Source organism: Bradyrhizobium ganzhouense, assembly GCF_049949285.1.
Taxonomy (GTDB): domain Bacteria; phylum Pseudomonadota; class Alphaproteobacteria; order Rhizobiales; family Xanthobacteraceae; genus Bradyrhizobium; species Bradyrhizobium ganzhouense.
This window is the reverse complement of the sequence record NZ_CP181318.1, coordinates 7,557,417-7,573,423: the sequence shown is the minus strand read 5'-3', so window position 1 is coordinate 7,573,423 and position 16,007 is coordinate 7,557,417. Positions and strand designations below refer to the sequence as shown.

At 59.9% G+C, this 16,007-nt stretch carries 16 protein-coding genes; 9 read left to right on the top strand and 7 right to left on the bottom strand.

Annotation, left to right across the window (positions count from 1 at the left end; translation table 11 throughout):
• Positions 1–495 precede the first annotated feature (495 nt).
• The gene (locus tag ACLFLU_RS35215; RefSeq protein ID WP_426409270.1) at positions 496–960 is read right to left on the bottom strand and encodes a hypothetical protein; all 465 of its coding nucleotides are present in this window, start codon (positions 958–960) and stop codon (positions 496–498) included.
• Between the two features lie 307 nt (positions 961–1,267).
• Here ACLFLU_RS35215 and ACLFLU_RS35210 point away from each other — a divergent pair, with 307 nt between their 5' ends.
• Positions 1,268–2,104 carry a hypothetical protein gene (locus ACLFLU_RS35210; RefSeq protein ID WP_426409269.1) on the top strand — a complete coding sequence of 279 codons (837 nt, stop codon included), beginning with the start codon at positions 1,268–1,270 and terminating at the stop codon, positions 2,102–2,104.
• A 153-nt stretch (positions 2,105–2,257) separates the two neighbouring features.
• Here the strand turns inward: ACLFLU_RS35210 and ACLFLU_RS35205 are convergent, their stop codons facing one another.
• Together ACLFLU_RS35205 and ACLFLU_RS35200 are read right to left on the bottom strand one after the other, a co-directional pair.
• The gene (locus ACLFLU_RS35205) at positions 2,258–3,211 is read right to left on the bottom strand and encodes a hypothetical protein (protein WP_426409268.1); all 954 of its coding nucleotides are present in this window, start codon (positions 3,209–3,211) and stop codon (positions 2,258–2,260) included.
• A 94-nt stretch (positions 3,212–3,305) separates the two neighbouring features.
• A complete protein-coding gene (locus ACLFLU_RS35200) occupies positions 3,306–3,887 on the bottom strand; it encodes a hypothetical protein (RefSeq protein ID WP_426409267.1) in 582 nt (193 codons plus the stop codon).
• A gap of 436 nt (positions 3,888–4,323) precedes the next feature.
• Here ACLFLU_RS35200 and ACLFLU_RS35195 point away from each other — a divergent pair, with 436 nt between their 5' ends.
• The 5 genes from ACLFLU_RS35195 (at position 4,324) to ACLFLU_RS35175 (ending at position 8,646) form a co-directional block, all read left to right on the top strand.
• The gene (locus ACLFLU_RS35195) at positions 4,324–4,659 is read left to right on the top strand and encodes a hypothetical protein (RefSeq protein ID WP_426409266.1); all 336 of its coding nucleotides are present in this window, start codon (positions 4,324–4,326) and stop codon (positions 4,657–4,659) included.
• Positions 4,660–4,811: 152 nt separating this feature from the next.
• A complete protein-coding gene (locus ACLFLU_RS35190; RefSeq protein WP_426409265.1) occupies positions 4,812–5,291 on the top strand; it encodes a hypothetical protein in 480 nt (159 codons plus the stop codon).
• 98 nt (positions 5,292–5,389) lie between these two features.
• A complete protein-coding gene (gene greA / locus ACLFLU_RS35185; RefSeq protein ID WP_426409264.1) occupies positions 5,390–5,872 on the top strand; it encodes a transcription elongation factor GreA in 483 nt (160 codons plus the stop codon).
• A gap of 117 nt (positions 5,873–5,989) precedes the next feature.
• Positions 5,990–6,772: a class I SAM-dependent methyltransferase gene (locus ACLFLU_RS35180; RefSeq protein ID WP_426409263.1), complete on the top strand. Its 783-nt coding sequence runs from the start codon at positions 5,990–5,992 to the stop codon at positions 6,770–6,772.
• Positions 6,773–7,314: 542 nt separating this feature from the next.
• Entirely contained in the window at positions 7,315–8,646 is a 1,332-nt protein-coding gene (locus tag ACLFLU_RS35175) for a tyrosine-type recombinase/integrase (RefSeq protein ID WP_426414136.1), read from the top strand.
• Here the strand turns inward: ACLFLU_RS35175 and ACLFLU_RS35170 are convergent.
• The 3 genes from ACLFLU_RS35170 to ACLFLU_RS35160 form a co-directional block, all read right to left on the bottom strand.
• Positions 8,591–8,959, bottom strand: a complete 369-nt coding sequence (locus ACLFLU_RS35170; protein WP_426409262.1) for a hypothetical protein — start codon at positions 8,957–8,959, stop codon at positions 8,591–8,593. The genes ACLFLU_RS35175 and ACLFLU_RS35170 overlap by 56 nt on opposite strands.
• A gap of 1,011 nt (positions 8,960–9,970) precedes the next feature.
• A complete protein-coding gene (locus tag ACLFLU_RS35165; RefSeq protein WP_234683495.1) occupies positions 9,971–10,141 on the bottom strand; it encodes a hypothetical protein in 171 nt (56 codons plus the stop codon).
• Positions 10,142–10,475: 334 nt separating this feature from the next.
• Entirely contained in the window at positions 10,476–10,991 is a 516-nt protein-coding gene (locus ACLFLU_RS35160; RefSeq protein WP_426409261.1) for a hypothetical protein, read from the bottom strand.
• Positions 10,992–11,173: 182 nt separating this feature from the next.
• Here ACLFLU_RS35160 and ACLFLU_RS35155 point away from each other — a divergent pair, with 182 nt between their 5' ends.
• From ACLFLU_RS35155 to ACLFLU_RS35145, 3 genes are all read left to right on the top strand, one after another.
• Positions 11,174–12,685: a glucan biosynthesis protein G gene (locus ACLFLU_RS35155; RefSeq protein WP_426409260.1), complete on the top strand. Its 1,512-nt coding sequence runs from the start codon at positions 11,174–11,176 to the stop codon at positions 12,683–12,685.
• Positions 12,673–14,799, top strand: a complete 2,127-nt coding sequence (gene mdoH, locus ACLFLU_RS35150; protein WP_426409259.1) for a glucans biosynthesis glucosyltransferase MdoH — start codon at positions 12,673–12,675, stop codon at positions 14,797–14,799. The genes ACLFLU_RS35155 and mdoH overlap by 13 nt, the downstream gene beginning before the upstream one ends.
• Positions 14,800–15,503: 704 nt before the next feature.
• On the top strand, positions 15,504–15,737 hold the full coding sequence (locus tag ACLFLU_RS35145; RefSeq protein WP_426409258.1) for a hypothetical protein: 234 nt from the start codon (positions 15,504–15,506) through the stop codon (positions 15,735–15,737).
• Between the two features lie 12 nt (positions 15,738–15,749).
• Here ACLFLU_RS35145 and ACLFLU_RS35140 read toward each other — a convergent pair whose 3' ends face one another.
• Positions 15,750–15,995 carry a hypothetical protein gene (locus ACLFLU_RS35140; protein WP_426409257.1) on the bottom strand — a complete coding sequence of 82 codons (246 nt, stop codon included), beginning with the start codon at positions 15,993–15,995 and terminating at the stop codon, positions 15,750–15,752.
• Between the last annotated feature and the right edge of the window lie 12 nt (positions 15,996–16,007).

Sequence of the window (16,007 nt, the reverse complement as noted above, 5' to 3'; positions counted from 1 at the left end):
ATTGATTCATATCAACAGCGAGACGCAAGGCGTCGTGTCACGTCATGTTTGACCATCGCGTTACAGGGAGAGCAACATGACAAGAAATGCCAGGCTTCTTGGATTGATCGCGACGGCTGCGCTTTTTGCGGTCGTTCCGTTGTCGCCTCGTTACTCGCCGGTGAAAGTGCTGTCCGTATCCGTTGACCGTGCTGAAGCGAGGGTAGGGCGACCACTCACACCGATGAGCGTGGCAGGCGTCAATCGCCGGGTGCATCGGCGAGCTTATTATGGAGCGGCAGCGGCGGGAGCTGCGGCTTATGGAGCGTATGGCTACCGCAGAGCCTGTGGATACTATCCCTATCCGCCCTGCTATTGAGGCGATGCGCGCTCAGGACGTGGTTCACCTTTTCCCGTCGGCGACAGGGACAGCCTGCGAATCTATTCTCATCACGCCCTGAGCGGGAAGGGCCGCCCGCGCAAATTGGGCGGCCTTGCGTCATCGTCGACCGCCGCTCAGTGCAGCTGAGCGCCTTGGCCCAGTGCATAGGTCACGAGATCCTTCAGCCGGAAATCGGGACCGGTCACCGGCGCCCAGTTCGGGTCGAGCGACAGCACCGATGAGGCGCCGCCGAACATCATGCCGAGGAAGACTTCGGCGACGATGCGTCCACCGACGGGCCCGAGCTGCGGCGTGTTGATGCCGCTCGCCGGCGCGCCGGTGGCCGGGATCGCGACGGCGGTCTGGAACTGGCGCGCTTCCGCGAGGATGTAGGCCAGAGCGGGCAGTTGCCCTTGAACGCACCGTTCGCAATCGACGCGATCGGAACTTGCGGATCGCCCGTTGGATCGGGATGGTCGACGGCCCGGCCGACGATGATCTGCTCGTCGGTCAGCGGCGTCTGGTGCATCGCCCTGGCGACCGCCTGGCCGGCCGCGGCTGGTGGACCTGCAGCGGACATCCCTTGCTGTCGTGCGCATTCACCAAAACTGCGTTAGGTCGCACGGCTGCTCACATTGACGGACAAGGCCGTACGCGGCCAAGGCATTTTGGCCAAATTGTCCGGGAATCGACGCTTGCGCGGTTCCCTTTATGGTAGATATGAAATATTCACACAACCCGGTGCTGGCTTTGGATGGATTTGAGCTGCGGTCGCGAATGCCGCGCTTGCGGTCGAGGGCATCATCGTCACCGTATGACGTCTATGAATGCACGGGGCGCGCTCGCCGCCGGCGAGCGCAAGCCGGTATCAATATGAGTACGCTTGCGTGAATGGCAGGAAAAGCAATGTCGAGGATATTCCGGGGTGTATGCCTGATTTGCTTCTGCATCTTGGGGGTCGCCGCTATCGCAGCAATCCTGCTTGCTGCTTACCCCAAATTGCCGGCAACTGCATGTTCGACAGGAGCAACGCTCAGTTTCATCTGCAGAGAAGGCTGGGCCCGTCGTTCGATCGAGATGTTCCTGAACTTGCCGGTTAACTTCGTCTACGCGCCGCTGTTTCTGTTTGCCCCGTTTCCGTTGGCCAGCCAGATCAGGTTCTTCACTTTCGACATCATCCTCATTCTCGCTCTGACGTATCCTTTTCTGCTCCTTCTTGCGCGGAAATTTCGAACCTTTGCCTTGGGTTGTGTGCTGCCGATCGTCGTGATCGCCGCGGCGTTGTACTGCGCGTTCGAATTCGGCCAATATGAGTCCGAGATGGCTTTCGTGCCGGCCGATCTTGAAGTGTCCGGCATTCTGTATTCGAATAGACAAAATTGGGGTTCAGTCCTTCTGCCTCTGCCTGGCGACAATGAGACAGGCATTCTCTTGTATGGTCTGCCCGATGCGATCGCGAACAGGATTGCTCGTGAGGGTCTGGACTTCTTTCATCGATCGGAGAATGTAGCTAGGCGCGTTGACATGCAACGAACGCATTCCGAGTGGCATGAAACCCCAATGGACAAAACCATCTCGGAATATCTCGACCGATACGGATTTGGAATTGAAGTCGATCCGGCTGTTCAGGCGCTGGTAGACGGTGCAATCTCGAAACCAGGAAGTTTCTATTCGTACGGAAGGCTCGGAGTCGTCATTGTCATCCCCGAGGTCAAGCGCGTCATATATGCTTACGCAGGATGAGCGCTTCCGACATGCACCGTTTTGTTCTTATCCTCATCTCGCTGTTGGGATTTGCTTTTGCTGGTTCAGGCCCGGCAAGAGCGGACGAGCCCGGGATGCTTCGCCCCGATCGCCCTGGGGAAGTTGCCGCGGGCAACTAGATGCTCAGCGTCATTATTGGCGGAAGCGATCGGCGTCGAGGAAGACCACACGATTGGTCGGAGTCTCATACGCGTATCCCGACTGCGGCCACGCATAGAGCGCCTCTTCGATGATTCCCACGACCTCGGCACACCGGTCTGGGCCTAGCCGGGTCCGCAATTCCGACGAGAGACCGGCTAAGCGGCGCCGTGGATCGGGATCGAGTTGCACTTCCCACGTGTCGGTCATGAGTCCCGGTCCCACTCGACGTTCCGCGAAGAAATCGAAGGATAGGTCTCCCTCCAAATATCGGTACGCGTCTGGCCCGTCATCCGCCGGACCCATAATCGTTGCAAAACGGATAAGTTGTATCCCGTCGTCCCGAATGAGGGCCTCACGTTCTTCAACGACGTCGGGCCTCCGTCTGTCGCCTCCTCGATAGGATATCAAGCGCCGCTGCCATCGCGTGGAAGGTGGCACGTGGCGTACAGTAACGGGATGCCCAAGGGTAAATTCATATCTGCGATCATCGTCGCTGATCGCGTCAGGATCGCATCCGGGAATCGGGCCAGATGTAAAAACAAAGAAATATGTCACGCCTACCGGAATGTTCTCCTGTTGTGGCGGCGTCGGCCAAGCACATAATGCCGCATAAATGTCGGCGGCTACTTCCTCAACCTTCAAGCGCGGAAGTGGCCAGAGGGCCTCGCCAAGCCTCTGTCCCAGCTTGAATTCGAGAAACACGCTGTAGGTTCCAGTAATGGTGCCGCGTGGGTGCGCGCGAGTGGCCCGAAACTCGAATGAAAGCCCGCTCTTCTCGTATCGAAAATAGCCATCGTACCGCCACTTCTTTCCGAGCCGGATCAGCTTGAAGCCGTCATCTCGGCACAAAACCTCGGCGTCGATTGTCACTTCCGTGGTCTTGATTTGGTGGTTCTCGATGCTCCAGTCCGTATGGGTGTGTCGCTCATGACAAAACTGGAACATTGAACACTCCACAAGCCATTTGCTCGGTATTGGGCGGGGAGATCTAGTTGGACTCAAGGCTTGGCCAGTGTGCCAACAGCTCACCGCGGCAACGCTACGCAGGAAGTCGCTTATCAAGCCTTGGAAAGCCATTGGCGACCAAGATCGGGTCGAGCGTCGCGGTAAGGTGCTCCCATCGGCTTATGAGTTGCGATGAGCTTACCAACCGTAACGTATTGGGACCAGCGTCGGTGAAACACAAGAAGCCCGTCAACCGAGCCAGCATGACCGCGACCTGATCGTGACCGGTCAGTTCTGCAAATTCCCCTTCGCGAAGATGAACGACAAGCTGGCAAATCCTCTGACCTTCAATCTCGACTGACACGACGTCGCGCCAGCTGATCCATCCGAGATAAGACCATTCGCGCGCCCAGAATCCATGTTCATTGATCCGGAGAGCCGGGGCACCTCGATATGCCAGATACGCACCGCGAAACACGCGCGGCAGCGAGAGCAGAATCGCAAGGCCTGCAACGCAAGAGATGAGCAGGAAAAATTTGTCGTCACACCACAAGAATGTGGTGAGCAGGAACGGTGCCATGAGCAACACAGCGAAAACCCGCAGAGCCAATCGCGAGGGATCGTTGAGACGATCATAAAAGTCTTTTGTCGTCGCCGTGAGCCGGATCGATTCCATCGTGAGAAGGCCCTTGCTCCCGTTCGTGCTGGTTGAGCCCGGTACGCTTGGAGCAGAACATATCGATCCAACAACTTATGATTAGTTATAGCAATGTTCGGTTGTCGCCAAATCTAGGGTGAACATCGTGCTAACGAGCCGACCGATTTGCCGCTTGACGGATAGTGCAGTTGCGCGGCGCGCCGAATCTCCGCGTCTGGCCCGAAGGGGCCGTAGTCGTTTGATCAGCATGCTCTACTTGCGACGTCGTGGCGAATATCCTGCTCGCGTAAAAATTGTCGTGCGCGCTTTGGTCTCGGAGCGAGCGCCGTGTTCGGCGATGTGATCTCGGCCACAGTTGGCAGTCCGGGTCGGGCCTATCTTCGGCGGACTTGCATGCATCGATCCCGCGGGACTACGCTTCCGTCATTGGGGATCAGGTCTTTTGGAGGTTCTGATGCAAAAATCATATTTGCTGGCTGCGACTGCCGCACTCGCGCTCATCATGCAGACACCGCTCGCGCTGGCGCAGAGCGCGCCCGCCGCAGATGGCACGCCGCCGGCCGCCGCGACCACCACGACGGCGCCTGCTGCCACCACTGCGCCGGCGGCGACCATCGACAATTCGACCTCGCCAGCCGGTTCGAAGAAGAGTGCGGTGAAGAAGCCGGCGAAGAAGATGACGCGGCGTCAGGAGCTCGAACATTCGATCGACACCGGCACCGTGCCAGAGCGCTATCGCAGCTCGGTGCCCAAAGAATACCAGCAATATGTTCCGTTCGAGAAGCGGTGACCGATCGCACCGTGGCGCGAAGTGTCTTCCGCCTTGCGCCGCGGTAGAGCCGGACGGAAGCCATGCAGCAGCGATAGCGTGATCGGATCAGCTGACCCTGTGGCGGTCTCCGGCGCCGGTGTTAGACTGGGCCAAGCCCGGGGGGAGCCGTGATGAGTGACGATCCAAAGGATGCTGGCCTTGTGGCCATGATCAGCAGCATCCTGGGAGGCAACAAGCGCGCAGAGGCCGCCAGCCCGCCGCCGCTTGCCGACTTCATGCCGGTCGCGCCGGCGGCCGAACCGATCGCGGAATTGGCGCAGATCCCGGAGGCGGAATCTCCGAAGCTCCAGGATGCATCCGATCATGCGGTGGCGGCTCCGAAGCCGGTTGCGCCCAGTCACCCCACGACGCCGGACGGCAAGCGGCTTCTGCCGGCGGACGCGATTGCCGATCTCGTGCTCGGCGAGCTGCGCAAGATCGAGGATTTTCCGGCGTCCGGCGTCTCGGTGACGGTCTACGGCTATCGGCACTGGAACGCGATGATCACCTTCGCGCCGTTCTCGACCACGTTCCGGAACGCGACCCGGTTCCGTCAGGCCCTGCCCGACCTCGTCTTCAAGCTCCGCCGTTTCGTCGAACTTGAGATATAGTGGAGGATGATCGCCGGCGGCCCGGTGCGGTTCATTGCGGTGGAACGCGGTGTGGTGGCGCGGTGGTCACTCCAAAACTGTTCGACGGGATATTCGAATTGAGCGTCGCCTTTACCAAAGAAGAGAGCGCCGAGACTGCCTCCGAGACACTGCTGCCGGATCGCCCGATCTCGCCGCATCCGAACCTCGTGACGGAGACAGGCTTGCAGGCGCTGCAGACGCAGCTCACGGAGGCGCGCGCGGCCTATGAAGCCGCGCAAGCCATCGATGACGTCAATGAAAAGCGCCGGCAATCGGCGGTGCCGTTGCGCGATGCGCGCTATCTGACCGAACGATTGCGCACGGCGCAGCTGGTTCCCAATCCCGCGTCGAACGCGACCGTCGCCTTCGGAAGCACGGTGACGTTCAGCCGCGCCGACGGCCGCGTGCAGACCTATCGCATTGTCGGCGAGGACGAAGCCGATCCAAAGGCGGGGTCGATCTCGTTCGTATCGCCGGTTGCGAAGTCGCTGATGGGCAAGGCGGTTGGTGACGTCGCCGGCTCGGGAACACAAGAGGTTGAGCTTATCGAGATCGCGTAGCGATCCGGGCTTCCCGGTTCATCCTGCTGTCAAGCAAAAACCTTAAGTTGATCAACATTTGAAACGATCCTAGCATTTGGAGCTGTCGGGCAACTCTGCATGAAGTGAGGTTCGATAATGTCGTTGAGCAAGGCCTTCAATGAGCGTCTAACGGAACTGAAATTTCATCCCGCTGTTCTCGCAGTCAGACAAATCAAGAAACGGCTGGCCGATAGCGGGCCTGCATTGCGTCTCAAGCTCAACTCCCAAAAAAGAGACGAGATCATCGGGGAGTACAAGCGCGGATCGAGCGTGCAGGACGTCATCGATTTCACCAAGCAGCATATGGGGACCGGCTCCTGCCAGATCGAGACGGAGATCTCGTCGGCCCTCGACTACATCGCAGCCTCCGCTCCGAAGCTCGTGGTTGAGATCGGCACGCTGAACGGCGGAACCTCGCTGCTGTTCGGACGGTTTCTTCCAACGATGGAGACGATGATCTGCATCGATCTGCACGTGAAGAACAAGGAAATGCTGAAGCTGCTTGCGACGCCGAAGCAGCAATGGACTTTCTTCGACATGCCGTCCTACGCGGATGATACCGTCAAGCGGGTCGAGAAATTCCTGAATGGCAGGTTGATCGACGCGTTGTTCATCGACGGCGATCACCGCTACGAAGGCGTCAAGCAGGACTTTCTCTGCTACCGGCATTTCGTTCGCGAAGGCGGGATCATCCTGTTCCACGACATCTGCGAGTCCAGCGGCAACACCAGCGCCTGGGCCGGCGGCGTCCCGCAGCTATGGCGCGAATTGTCGCCGTTCTACGAGCACAAGGAATTCATTCAAAACCGCAGCCAGGAAGGTTTTGGCATCGGCGCGCTGAAATACACCAAGGCCGCCGATCCGTTTCCATCGGCGTGAGGCTGGTGAAGGCGCCGTCTGCATCGCGCGGACGGCGCACCGCTCGCAGCCGTCCAATGGTGCCATCATGCCCCTGTTTTGCCCGACGGAGCAAGTGAATTTCGGAAAATTCGTAAATCATTGATCCGGCTGACGCCGGCTACTGTGCATGGGGTTGTTTCGACGTTTTCGATGGCACAGGTGACGGAAAACCCGCCCGCGTCGATGATCGTCCGCAACTGGTCGGGTTCAGGATGATGAATGGTGGGCGCACAAGGGATCGAACCTTGGACCTCTCCCGTGTGAACCACAATATGCAGTCCATGGCCAACCTGATCTAACCATAGTAGAATAGATATAAGCCATTCGATTGCAGTGGCTTATGGCCATATCTGGCCTCAATTGGCCATAGCTGACCATACCGCATTTTGTATGCCCCTGTTGTGCCCGCCGCGAATTTTCCCCTGGGGCACAAAAACGGGGGGAGGTCTGAGACCCGGTTCTGTTCGGGGTTGATCACCCTCCCGCGGGGCACACCGGGGCACAAAGAAAGGGCAGGGATAATGACGGGGCCGGCCAACCAGCTGACACTCACCGATGCAGTGATCCGCACCGCCACGCTGCCGCCGGGTAAGGCGCAGCACTATCTCCACGACGATAAGCTGCCCGGCCTTGCCCTGCGCATGCGCGCCACCGGCGGCCGGACCTGGGTCTACCTCTTCACCAAGCCGGGGGTGAGGGGGACCCAGCGCAAGACCCTCGGCGCGTGGCCCAAATATAATGAGAAGGCCGCGCGCAAGGCCGCCACCATCGCCGCAGGCGAGGTCGTCAAGGGCTTGGACCCGAACGACGCGAAGCGCGGGGCGAGGCGGCAACAGGCAGCCGAGAAGCAGCGCACCACGCTCGCGACCCTCATTGTTGAAGATGGCCCCTACCAGGCGTCCTTGACCGAACGTCAAGTCGTCAACTGGAAGCCAGCAATGTCGGCGCTGCGGCGCGGGCTCAAGGATCACGCCGAGAGCGGCGTGGGGGACCTGACGCGACGGCAGATCATGGCTGCGGTCGACAAGATTGCCAAGACCGGCAAGCGCGGTGCAGCCAAGGACTTGCGCAAGCACGTGCATACCTTGCTCGAATGGTGCGTCGGCGAGGGCTATGTCGAGCACAACGTGCTCGCCGGCTATCGCGCGCCCAAGGAAACCCGCGCGCAAAGGGTCGGACGCCGAACGAAGGGCCGCGCGCTGACCGATGAGGAAATCATCAAGGTCTGGGATGCATCCGGCAAGCTCGGGACTTTCGGTCTCCTGGCACGCATGTGCCTGCTCGGCGGCCCGCGCCGCAGCGAGCCGACCATGATCGAGTGGCGAAAGCACATCATGGTCGATCGGATCACCTTCGATGCGGCGTGGACCAAGATGGGGCTGCACCACGATGTGCCCCGCACTCACCTGGTTGACGAGGTGCTCACGGCAGCAAAACATTTCCAGCGGGCAACTTCCGACTATGTCTTCCCGTCACCAAAGACCGGCGGCCAGATGTCTGGCTTCACCAAGCTGGTCAACCGCATGGTCAAGGAAGCGAGCGTCGCCAAGTTCACCATGCATGACTTAAGGCGCAGCTTGCGCACCATCATGTCACGCTGTGGCTACGACAACGAGATCCAGCGGCTGTGTGTCGGGCAAAAGCCAAGTGGAATCGATCAGGTCTACAATCACGACGAACAGTGGATCATTCGCAAGATGGCGTTCGAGGCGGCTCACGATTACATTGCGGAATTGGTCGGCGCGAAACGGGTCGGCAAAATCGTGCGCCTGCAGCGAACGAATCCGCTGGACCCGATCAAGGCCGAGCTCCTCGGCCGTCTCCGTGAGCATTATGCGGTTGAGGCGTCTTAGTGGTCTTATCGCACTTGGCCAGATAGTCGCGCACCGCATCGACACGATAGAGGGGGCGACCATCGACATAGCGCCATTTCAGGGGATGGTTCGGATCGCGCCGCCACTGCTCCAGCGCTCCGGGCGTGCGCCGGATGATCGCGGCCGCCTCTAATACCGTCAAATTGGAGCTGCCCGGTAGCGCATCGATATCGAACATCGCCGGCGGCGGCACCCCACGGTTCTTGCGATGGCGCTTCGCGGCAGGCGGCATTTCCTTGCTGTCTGGCGACCCAGTTATCCCGATCCGCATCTCTTCGTCCTTGCGGCCCATGCGCCCGTCCAAAACCGTGATCGGTCGGAGGCAATAAGATCGCAGGGCTCTCGCGCAAGAAATCCAGAGCGCGGGTAGGGCCGCCGGGTAGCTGGGGCGTACAAATAGGACTGATTGCAATCAACTAGGGTGGCTTGAGTAAGATATTGCCTTGGCTGTGGCTCCCAGCGGTTCTCCAACAAAGAAGCTTACTGCCGTCGATTCGCTCAAAGGGATTGTGGTCATGATCAATGGAGATCGGCTCGGGCTTCTTGCCGTTGGTCGACTAAGCGTTGGACGGGCAAAGGGAAGGCCGACGATAAGAAGGACTCTAGTCCAATCTTTTTCCCAACTGTCTCATTGCTTGGCTTCTCAACGCCGAAGGATTTCTACGCTGGTATAACGGAGCAGAGCTTCAAGGACGGTTTTCATTGCCCTTTTGACAATTATCGACGTCAAGAACGCGCCGCAGCAAAGTCGCAAGGAAATCCATGCGCCGCCTACATTCCTTACAAATGAGGATAGGTGGATTGTCCCATGTCATGCCAAGGCCCGTTCGACAACGCGGCAACATAGAAGCAGCAAGTGCAGTGCTGCATCCCCGGTCCACTACCGCTCACCATCGAAATTCGGCAGGTGCATTTGTCCCTGCGCGATTGCGAAGGATTTGTTCATATGAATGACGACGTCGGCGCCAACGCGCGTACAGTCGGTGCAGTCCAGTCCTCACCAGCCCCGGGATTGGATGCAAAAACGCCGCCCGCTTCAATGTCTCGCGGGCGGCGGCTTTCCAGCCCCGGGAGGGTGTGATGCAAAACCCCGGTGAGGATTAGTCTGCACAAGTTGTGCCAAGGTTTTGTGTCGTAGAAACCAATGCCGTCGCCCCGCGTAATGTCACCATGGGCGAGGAGTCAGCGAGATACTTGGCGTTCGCGGAAGAATGCAGAAGGCACGCCACCAATGCACGCAATCGTGCAGATGAGGAGGCTTGGTTGGCGCTCGCTGACGAATGGCTGAAGCTCGCCCGCGATGCTACCGGTGATGCATCCGACCAACCGCCGCAATGAGATCTGGCCGCTCAAGAACTTCCACCAGTTGGTCGAGAATAGCGCGCTCATTGTTGCGCGGCTGAGGCTTTAAGTACTCTTCCAGAATGCGCTGCGCATCGCTGACGGCTTGAAGGGCCTTTTCTGCGTCATGCATGGAGCCGGACTCCGCTGAAATCAGCTTACAATGCAGCATTGACTAAATCGGTTCCGTCTAATTAAATCCGGGGTTTATTGCTGCGATAGAACGGGCCGTAGTCGGCAGCGCCTGACGTCAGCCGCTCGTTGAGACGATGATGCAAACACTCCCCCAGTTTGAACCGAAATGATGAAGGGTGGACGTTGGTTTGTGGCCGTCAAAACAGGGTATGGGCCCGATTCCCATATTGGAGATTTTGAGACCGAGGCGGACGCCGAGGAATGGATATTGACCAAGTCCAGGTATTGGCCGGGCAAACCGCCAGCGTAGCGCCAATGCCCCACCATCCTAGCTAGTTAAGCCGGTTCGCCCGGACAGAATTGAATCGGGATCGCAATCTCGATTTCAGATTTCGGATCCGTTCCAGAGCTTCGGCGAACACTCGGCGAGACGTACGCCAAGCCGACGTGGACTCCAGAAAATCCATCATTCGCCGCCAGTATCCGTAACCCCAGGCGAACAGAGGTATCGACAGCAGCTTCTTCTTGTTCAGCTGAAACAGTCTTTCGATAACGGTCAGTTTCAGGACTTCCGCGGCAATAAAGACGATCGCCCCAGGAAGGAAATGACCGGTGCCGAGAAGATAGGCGCTCAGGGGCTTGGCGGGCTCCAATATGATGACGGGCACCGCGAAAAGGGCGAAGGACTGGTAGGGCCCCAACGACGTTACCCATCGCCGAACCCGTTCCAGCCACCTCTTCTTGCTGAGCCATGCCGTTATCGGTCCAGTGACGGTCGAAAACAGGGCGTCGATCGTGAAATAGACCGTTGCGACAAGGAAGACGGGGGTATCCCAAACGCGTGCCATTCAAGCCTCCGACGGGAGAAGGCACACGGAGCAGAGACGTTCCGCCTGACGGTACTTCGGACTGATGGCGGTCCGAATTCCGTCGGTTTTTGGGCGCCTCGGCAATCGAGCCTGGATGGTGGAACTCGCGGGCGCTGCGACCGTTGCTTGGCCTGCGGCAGCAGTAGCGAGTAGGAGAGCACGTGAATCGACGCCAGCTTGTTCAAGGGTCGGCGGTGCTGTCGGCGCTTCTGGTCGCTCCGCGGAGCGGTCTTGCTGCCGCAGCCCCGTCGGACGACGTGTTCGCCTCGTCCACCGTAAGGGACTTGGCACGGGCTTTGGCGGCCAAACCGTACGAGGCTCCGGACGAGAAGCTGCCGGGCGGCTTGAAAGACCTTGACTACGATCAGTATCGTTCGATCCGCTTTCTGCCGGAGCGCGCCCTGTGGCGCGGCAAGAATCTTCCTTTCGAAGCGCAGTTCTTCCACCGCGGCTTCTTCTACAAGAACAGGGTGAACATCTTCGAGGTCGCGGAGGGAAAGGCCACTGAACTCAAGTATCGCAAGGCGGACTTTTCCTTCGGCGAGAAGGTCCCGGCGTTCGAGGACGCCGATCTCGGCTTCGCGGGCTTCCGCATACACGCGCCGATGAACCGCGCCGACTACTATGACGAGGTCTGCGTCTTCCTGGGCGCGAGCTACTTCCGCGCCGTCGCCAAGGGGCAGACGTACGGGCTTTCCGCCCGGGGGCTCTCGATCGATACGGGCGAAGCCAAGGGCGAGGAATTTCCGCTCTTCAAGTCCTTCTGGCTCGAGCGGCCCGCGCCGGGTGCGACCTCGCTGGTGATCCACGCCCTGCTCGACAGCAAAAGCTGCACGGCGAGCTACCGGTTCACCGTACGCCCCGGAGACACGACGGTGTTCGACGTCGAAATGTCGGTATACCCGCGCGTCGAAATGCAGCGAGCCGGCCTCGCGCCGATGACCAGCATGTTCTTCTACGGTCCGAACGACCGCAACGACATCGACGATTTCCGCCCGTCCGTCCACGATTCCGACGGACTTGCGATCTTCAACGGCAAGGGCGAAAGCCTGTGGCGGCCGCTCAGCAATCCCCGCGACCTCCAGATCAGCACCTTTCAGGATCTCAATCCGCGCGGCTTCGGCTTGATGCAGCGGGAGAGAAACTTCTTCGCCTATCAGGACATCGAATCCAGCTTCGAAAAGCGCCCCAGTCTCTGGATGGAGCCGATCGGAGACTGGGGCGAGGGCGCCGTGGTGCTGTTCGAGATTCCGACCAAGGAGGAGGTTCACGACAACATCGCCGCTTTCTGGCGACCCAAAAGCCCGCTGCAGGCCAAAGGCGAACACAACTTCACCTATCGCCTGCATTGGGGCCCGGATGCTCCCAAACCGTCCTCGCTCGCCAGGTTCACGCGAACCGGAATAGGGGCGAGGGGCGAAGACGAGCGTCTCTTCGTCCTCGATCTGTTCGGCGAGAACCTCAAAGGCGTCGACGCTGCGGGCGTCAAAGCCGTTGTGACGGCGGAGAAGTCCGAGGTGAAGAACATCGTCACACAGCCCAATCCCTATACCGGGGGGTGGCGTCTCAGCTTCCAATGCCAGCTGAAGGGTGAGCCGATCGAGCTGCGGGCGTTTCTCGCCGAAGGCGACAAGCCCTTGTCCGAAGTCTGGGTCTATCGATGGGCACCTTGAGCACGGCACCGCGGTCCGCGGCCGGTGATATCGCGACCCAACCCCTGCTGCCGCGCGAGTCGCCCCTCCCCATGGCTCCTGGCGATTTGGGGCAGAAGCGGGTGTCGGACCGTGTTCCTGCGCCCATCGCAACCACGATGGTATGGAGACGCGGTCTCATCCTCCTCGCGACGGCTGCGCTCACGGGAGCGGGCGGCTACGAGATGTATCGCGTGCTGGAGGTCGGCGGCGTTACCGTCCTCGAAGCCATGGTGCTGACCCTTTTCCTGGTCCTGTTCGCCTGGGTCGCCTTTTCGTTCGCGTCGGCGGCGGCAGGCTTCTTTGTCCTGCTGGCTCATCATCCGGACGGGGACGCGGCGGCGCCCGGCTTGGAACTACAGCCTATCGCAAGCCGCACGGCCATGCTGCTTCCGACATACAACGAAGACCCGCATCGGCTTACGGCACGGCTGCGCGCGATCATCGAATCCTTGGAGGCGACTTCGCACGGAAAGCTGTTCGACTGGTTCATTCTGAGCGACAGCACCGATCCGGATATCTGGGTGGCGGAAGAAAAGGCACTTCTCGCGTTGCGACAGGACGTCGGAACGCCACGGCTGTACTATCGCCACCGTGCCGACAACACGGCGCGGAAATCCGGCAACATCTCCGAGTGGATCACGCGTTTCGGCGGCGTTTACGACTTCATGATCGTACTCGACGCCGACAGTCTCATGAGCGGACAGACCATCGTTCGATTGGTCCATGCCATCGAGACCAATCCGACCGCCGGGCTCATTCAGACTCTTCCGATGATTGTCAACGCAAGAAGTCTCTTCAGCCGCGTTCAGCAATTCGCGGGGCGCCTATACGGACCGGTGATCGCCGCCGGTGTCGCCTGGTGGCACGGCTCTGAAGGCAACTATTGGGGCCACAACGCGATCATCCGTGTGAGGGCCTTTGCCGAAACGGCCGCGCTGCCGCAGCTGCGCGGGCGCAAGCCGTTCGGTGGGCACATCCTCAGCCACGATTTCGTTGAAGCTGCGCTGATGCGACGGGCCGGCTGGGGCATCTACATGCTGCCCACGCTCGGCGGAAGCTACGAGGAGGTGCCGCCTTCGCTGCTCGATTTCGCCGCGCGCGACCGACGCTGGTGCCAGGGCAATCTCCAGCATCTCGCGGTCGTTCCCGCGCGCGGACTGCATTGGGTGTCGCGTCTGCACTTCATGGTGGGCATCGGAGCATACCTCACGGCCCCGCTCTGGCTCCTGTTCCTGCTGCTGGGAATGTTGATCTCGCTGCAGGCCCGCTTCGTGCGTCCCGAATATTTCCCGAAAGGCTTCTCCTTGTTTCCGACGTGGCCGGCCCAGGATCCGGTACTCGCCATCTGGGTATTCGGCGCCACGATGGGTATGCTTCTGTTGCCGAAACTGCTCAGCCTGATCCTCGTCTGGACGCGCAGGTCGGCGAGACTGCAATTCGGCGGCGCATTTCGTGTCTCGGCCGGGGTTTTCGTGGAGATCGTCCTCTCGGCGTTGTTGGCTCCCGTGATGATGATCTTTCAGTCGATCGCGGTCATCGAGATCCTGGCCGGCCGCGATGCAGGGTGGCAGACGCAGAGGCGCGATGACGGCACGGTAGAGCGCCGCGAGCTCTACCGGAAATACGGCATTCCAACCTTGTGCGGCGTCGCGATGGCAGCAAGCGCGTATGCCGTCTCGCTTCCGCTTCTGCTCTGGATGTCGCCCGTAATCATCGGCCTGCTGTTCGCTGTTCCCCTGGGCGCTCTGACCTCCTTGCCCGCGTTCGGCGGGCAATTCGCCACTCCCGAAGAAAGAGAGGCGCCACCGGTCCTGCGTCGGGCGAACGAACTGAGCACGTCGGCGAATACGGATATCAAGCCCGCCATGCTGGAGCTGCGCGAAGATCCCGCGCTGTTGGCCTTTCACATTGCCCAGTTGCCGCCTGCTCGGGCCGTTCGGCCTGACATGATCGACGCGAACCTGGCCGTCGGTCGTGCCAAGGTCGAAGCGAGCGATACCTTCGAGCTGGCCGCTGCGCATCTCTCGTCCAGGGAGGTTTTTTCGATTTTGGGCAACGGTGTCGCACTGTCGGCGGTGTTGCAAAAGCGATGAACTCGCGGTTCGTAGTGCGACGTTCGAGAACAACCTGACAGCAGCGGCCAACTCAGCAGGCCGAGGATGCGCCTATGGCGCCGGCGATAGCGTTGAACAAGGCCTCGATTGATCTGGCTGGCCTTTCGAAGGGCGTTCTTTGAGCTTGGCGAAGGCCATTTCGATCGGATTGAGGTCTGGCGAAGAATAAGGCGGCAGATAGAGGAGCCTATTCGTTTCGGCACAGCCTCAAAGATCGCCTAAAGGCCGTGGAGTGCCCAGAGGAGTTAACCGACGAGTTTACGGGCTGCAGCTTAGGGCGAAATATCTCAAGGCAATCGCTCTGACGCCAGCCTAGGCCTAGACGCCGCCCGAACGCGGGAGACCCTGAAAATAGAACGGCCGTTGGCCCGGAACCTTGCGCCCTCCCCCCCATGTTTTAATCTTCGTTTTGGGCAGGTATCACATGAGGGAACGAGCAGCATGGGATTAAAAAGGCGCCGCATCAAACACACCCGATCCCTTGAAGAACGTCTGGACGAAGAGGCAAAGATCTTGCGCGAGGAAGCGAAGAAGCTTCCGCCGGGCAAGAGGCGAGAGAGCCTGTTGGAGAAGGCCCGCCAAGCCGAAACTGGCTCCCATATCAGCGAGTGGCTCCGCTTGCCGGGCCTAAAGCCGCCAGACTGAGATCCAACCTCCCTTTGTTCGTAGCCGGAGTGGACAACATGGGCGAGTCTTTCGGGGGGGCATTTACCGTTGTTGAAGTGACGATCGACGACAACAAGACGCAGATTTGGGTTGCCGTTGCAAAGCCCAGCCAGGCTCTGACATTGGTCCTCGCTGCCGCACCGGAGGGTTCGACTGCGGAATTAATGAATGTCCCGCTGACGCTCGAGCGGCAGCGCCTCTTCGAGGAACTTAGTCTGGCGCCTGGGGATGTCCACAGGTTGGACAAGTGAGCCCTCTCACGCCTAAGTCGATCTGCGCCGCTCACGCTCGGCACTGTTCACTGCCTTGAGCCGTTCTCCAATATAGCCAGAGATTTCGCCAATCTCAGCCTGCAAGTCGGCTTCCGAAATGCCCTGTCCCTTGGCAGCCTCGACAAGACGTCGGCTGAGGTCCGCCACATCCTGCGACGCACCGGCAGTCCGATACTGCTCGACGGCGTGAATGCTGTTCTCCGTCCAGAAGTCGACAAACTCGCGAACCTTGCTCACTGTATTCCCCTT

What these genes read in the sequence shown, in the direction of transcription:
- ACLFLU_RS35215 (WP_426409270.1), bottom strand. Translation starts at nt 960, where the DNA reads ATGCGCACGACAGCAAGGGATGTCCGCTGCAGGTCCACCAGCCGCGGC.
- ACLFLU_RS35210 (WP_426409269.1), top strand. Translation starts at nt 1,268, where the DNA reads ATGTCGAGGATATTCCGGGGTGTATGCCTGATTTGCTTCTGCATCTTG.
- ACLFLU_RS35205 (WP_426409268.1), bottom strand. Translation starts at nt 3,211, where the DNA reads ATGTTCCAGTTTTGTCATGAGCGACACACCCATACGGACTGGAGCATC.
- ACLFLU_RS35200 (WP_426409267.1), bottom strand. Translation starts at nt 3,887, where the DNA reads ATGGAATCGATCCGGCTCACGGCGACGACAAAAGACTTTTATGATCGT.
- ACLFLU_RS35195 (WP_426409266.1), top strand. Translation starts at nt 4,324, where the DNA reads ATGCAAAAATCATATTTGCTGGCTGCGACTGCCGCACTCGCGCTCATC.
- ACLFLU_RS35190 (WP_426409265.1), top strand. Translation starts at nt 4,812, where the DNA reads ATGAGTGACGATCCAAAGGATGCTGGCCTTGTGGCCATGATCAGCAGC.
- ACLFLU_RS35180 (WP_426409263.1), top strand. Translation starts at nt 5,990, where the DNA reads ATGTCGTTGAGCAAGGCCTTCAATGAGCGTCTAACGGAACTGAAATTT.
- ACLFLU_RS35175 (WP_426414136.1), top strand. Translation starts at nt 7,315, where the DNA reads ATGACGGGGCCGGCCAACCAGCTGACACTCACCGATGCAGTGATCCGC.
- ACLFLU_RS35170 (WP_426409262.1), bottom strand. Translation starts at nt 8,959, where the DNA reads ATGGGCCGCAAGGACGAAGAGATGCGGATCGGGATAACTGGGTCGCCA.
- ACLFLU_RS35165 (WP_234683495.1), bottom strand. Translation starts at nt 10,141, where the DNA reads ATGCATGACGCAGAAAAGGCCCTTCAAGCCGTCAGCGATGCGCAGCGC.
- ACLFLU_RS35160 (WP_426409261.1), bottom strand. Translation starts at nt 10,991, where the DNA reads ATGGCACGCGTTTGGGATACCCCCGTCTTCCTTGTCGCAACGGTCTAT.
- mdoH (WP_426409259.1), top strand. Translation starts at nt 12,673, where the DNA reads ATGGGCACCTTGAGCACGGCACCGCGGTCCGCGGCCGGTGATATCGCG.
- ACLFLU_RS35145 (WP_426409258.1), top strand. Translation starts at nt 15,504, where the DNA reads ATGGGCGAGTCTTTCGGGGGGGCATTTACCGTTGTTGAAGTGACGATC.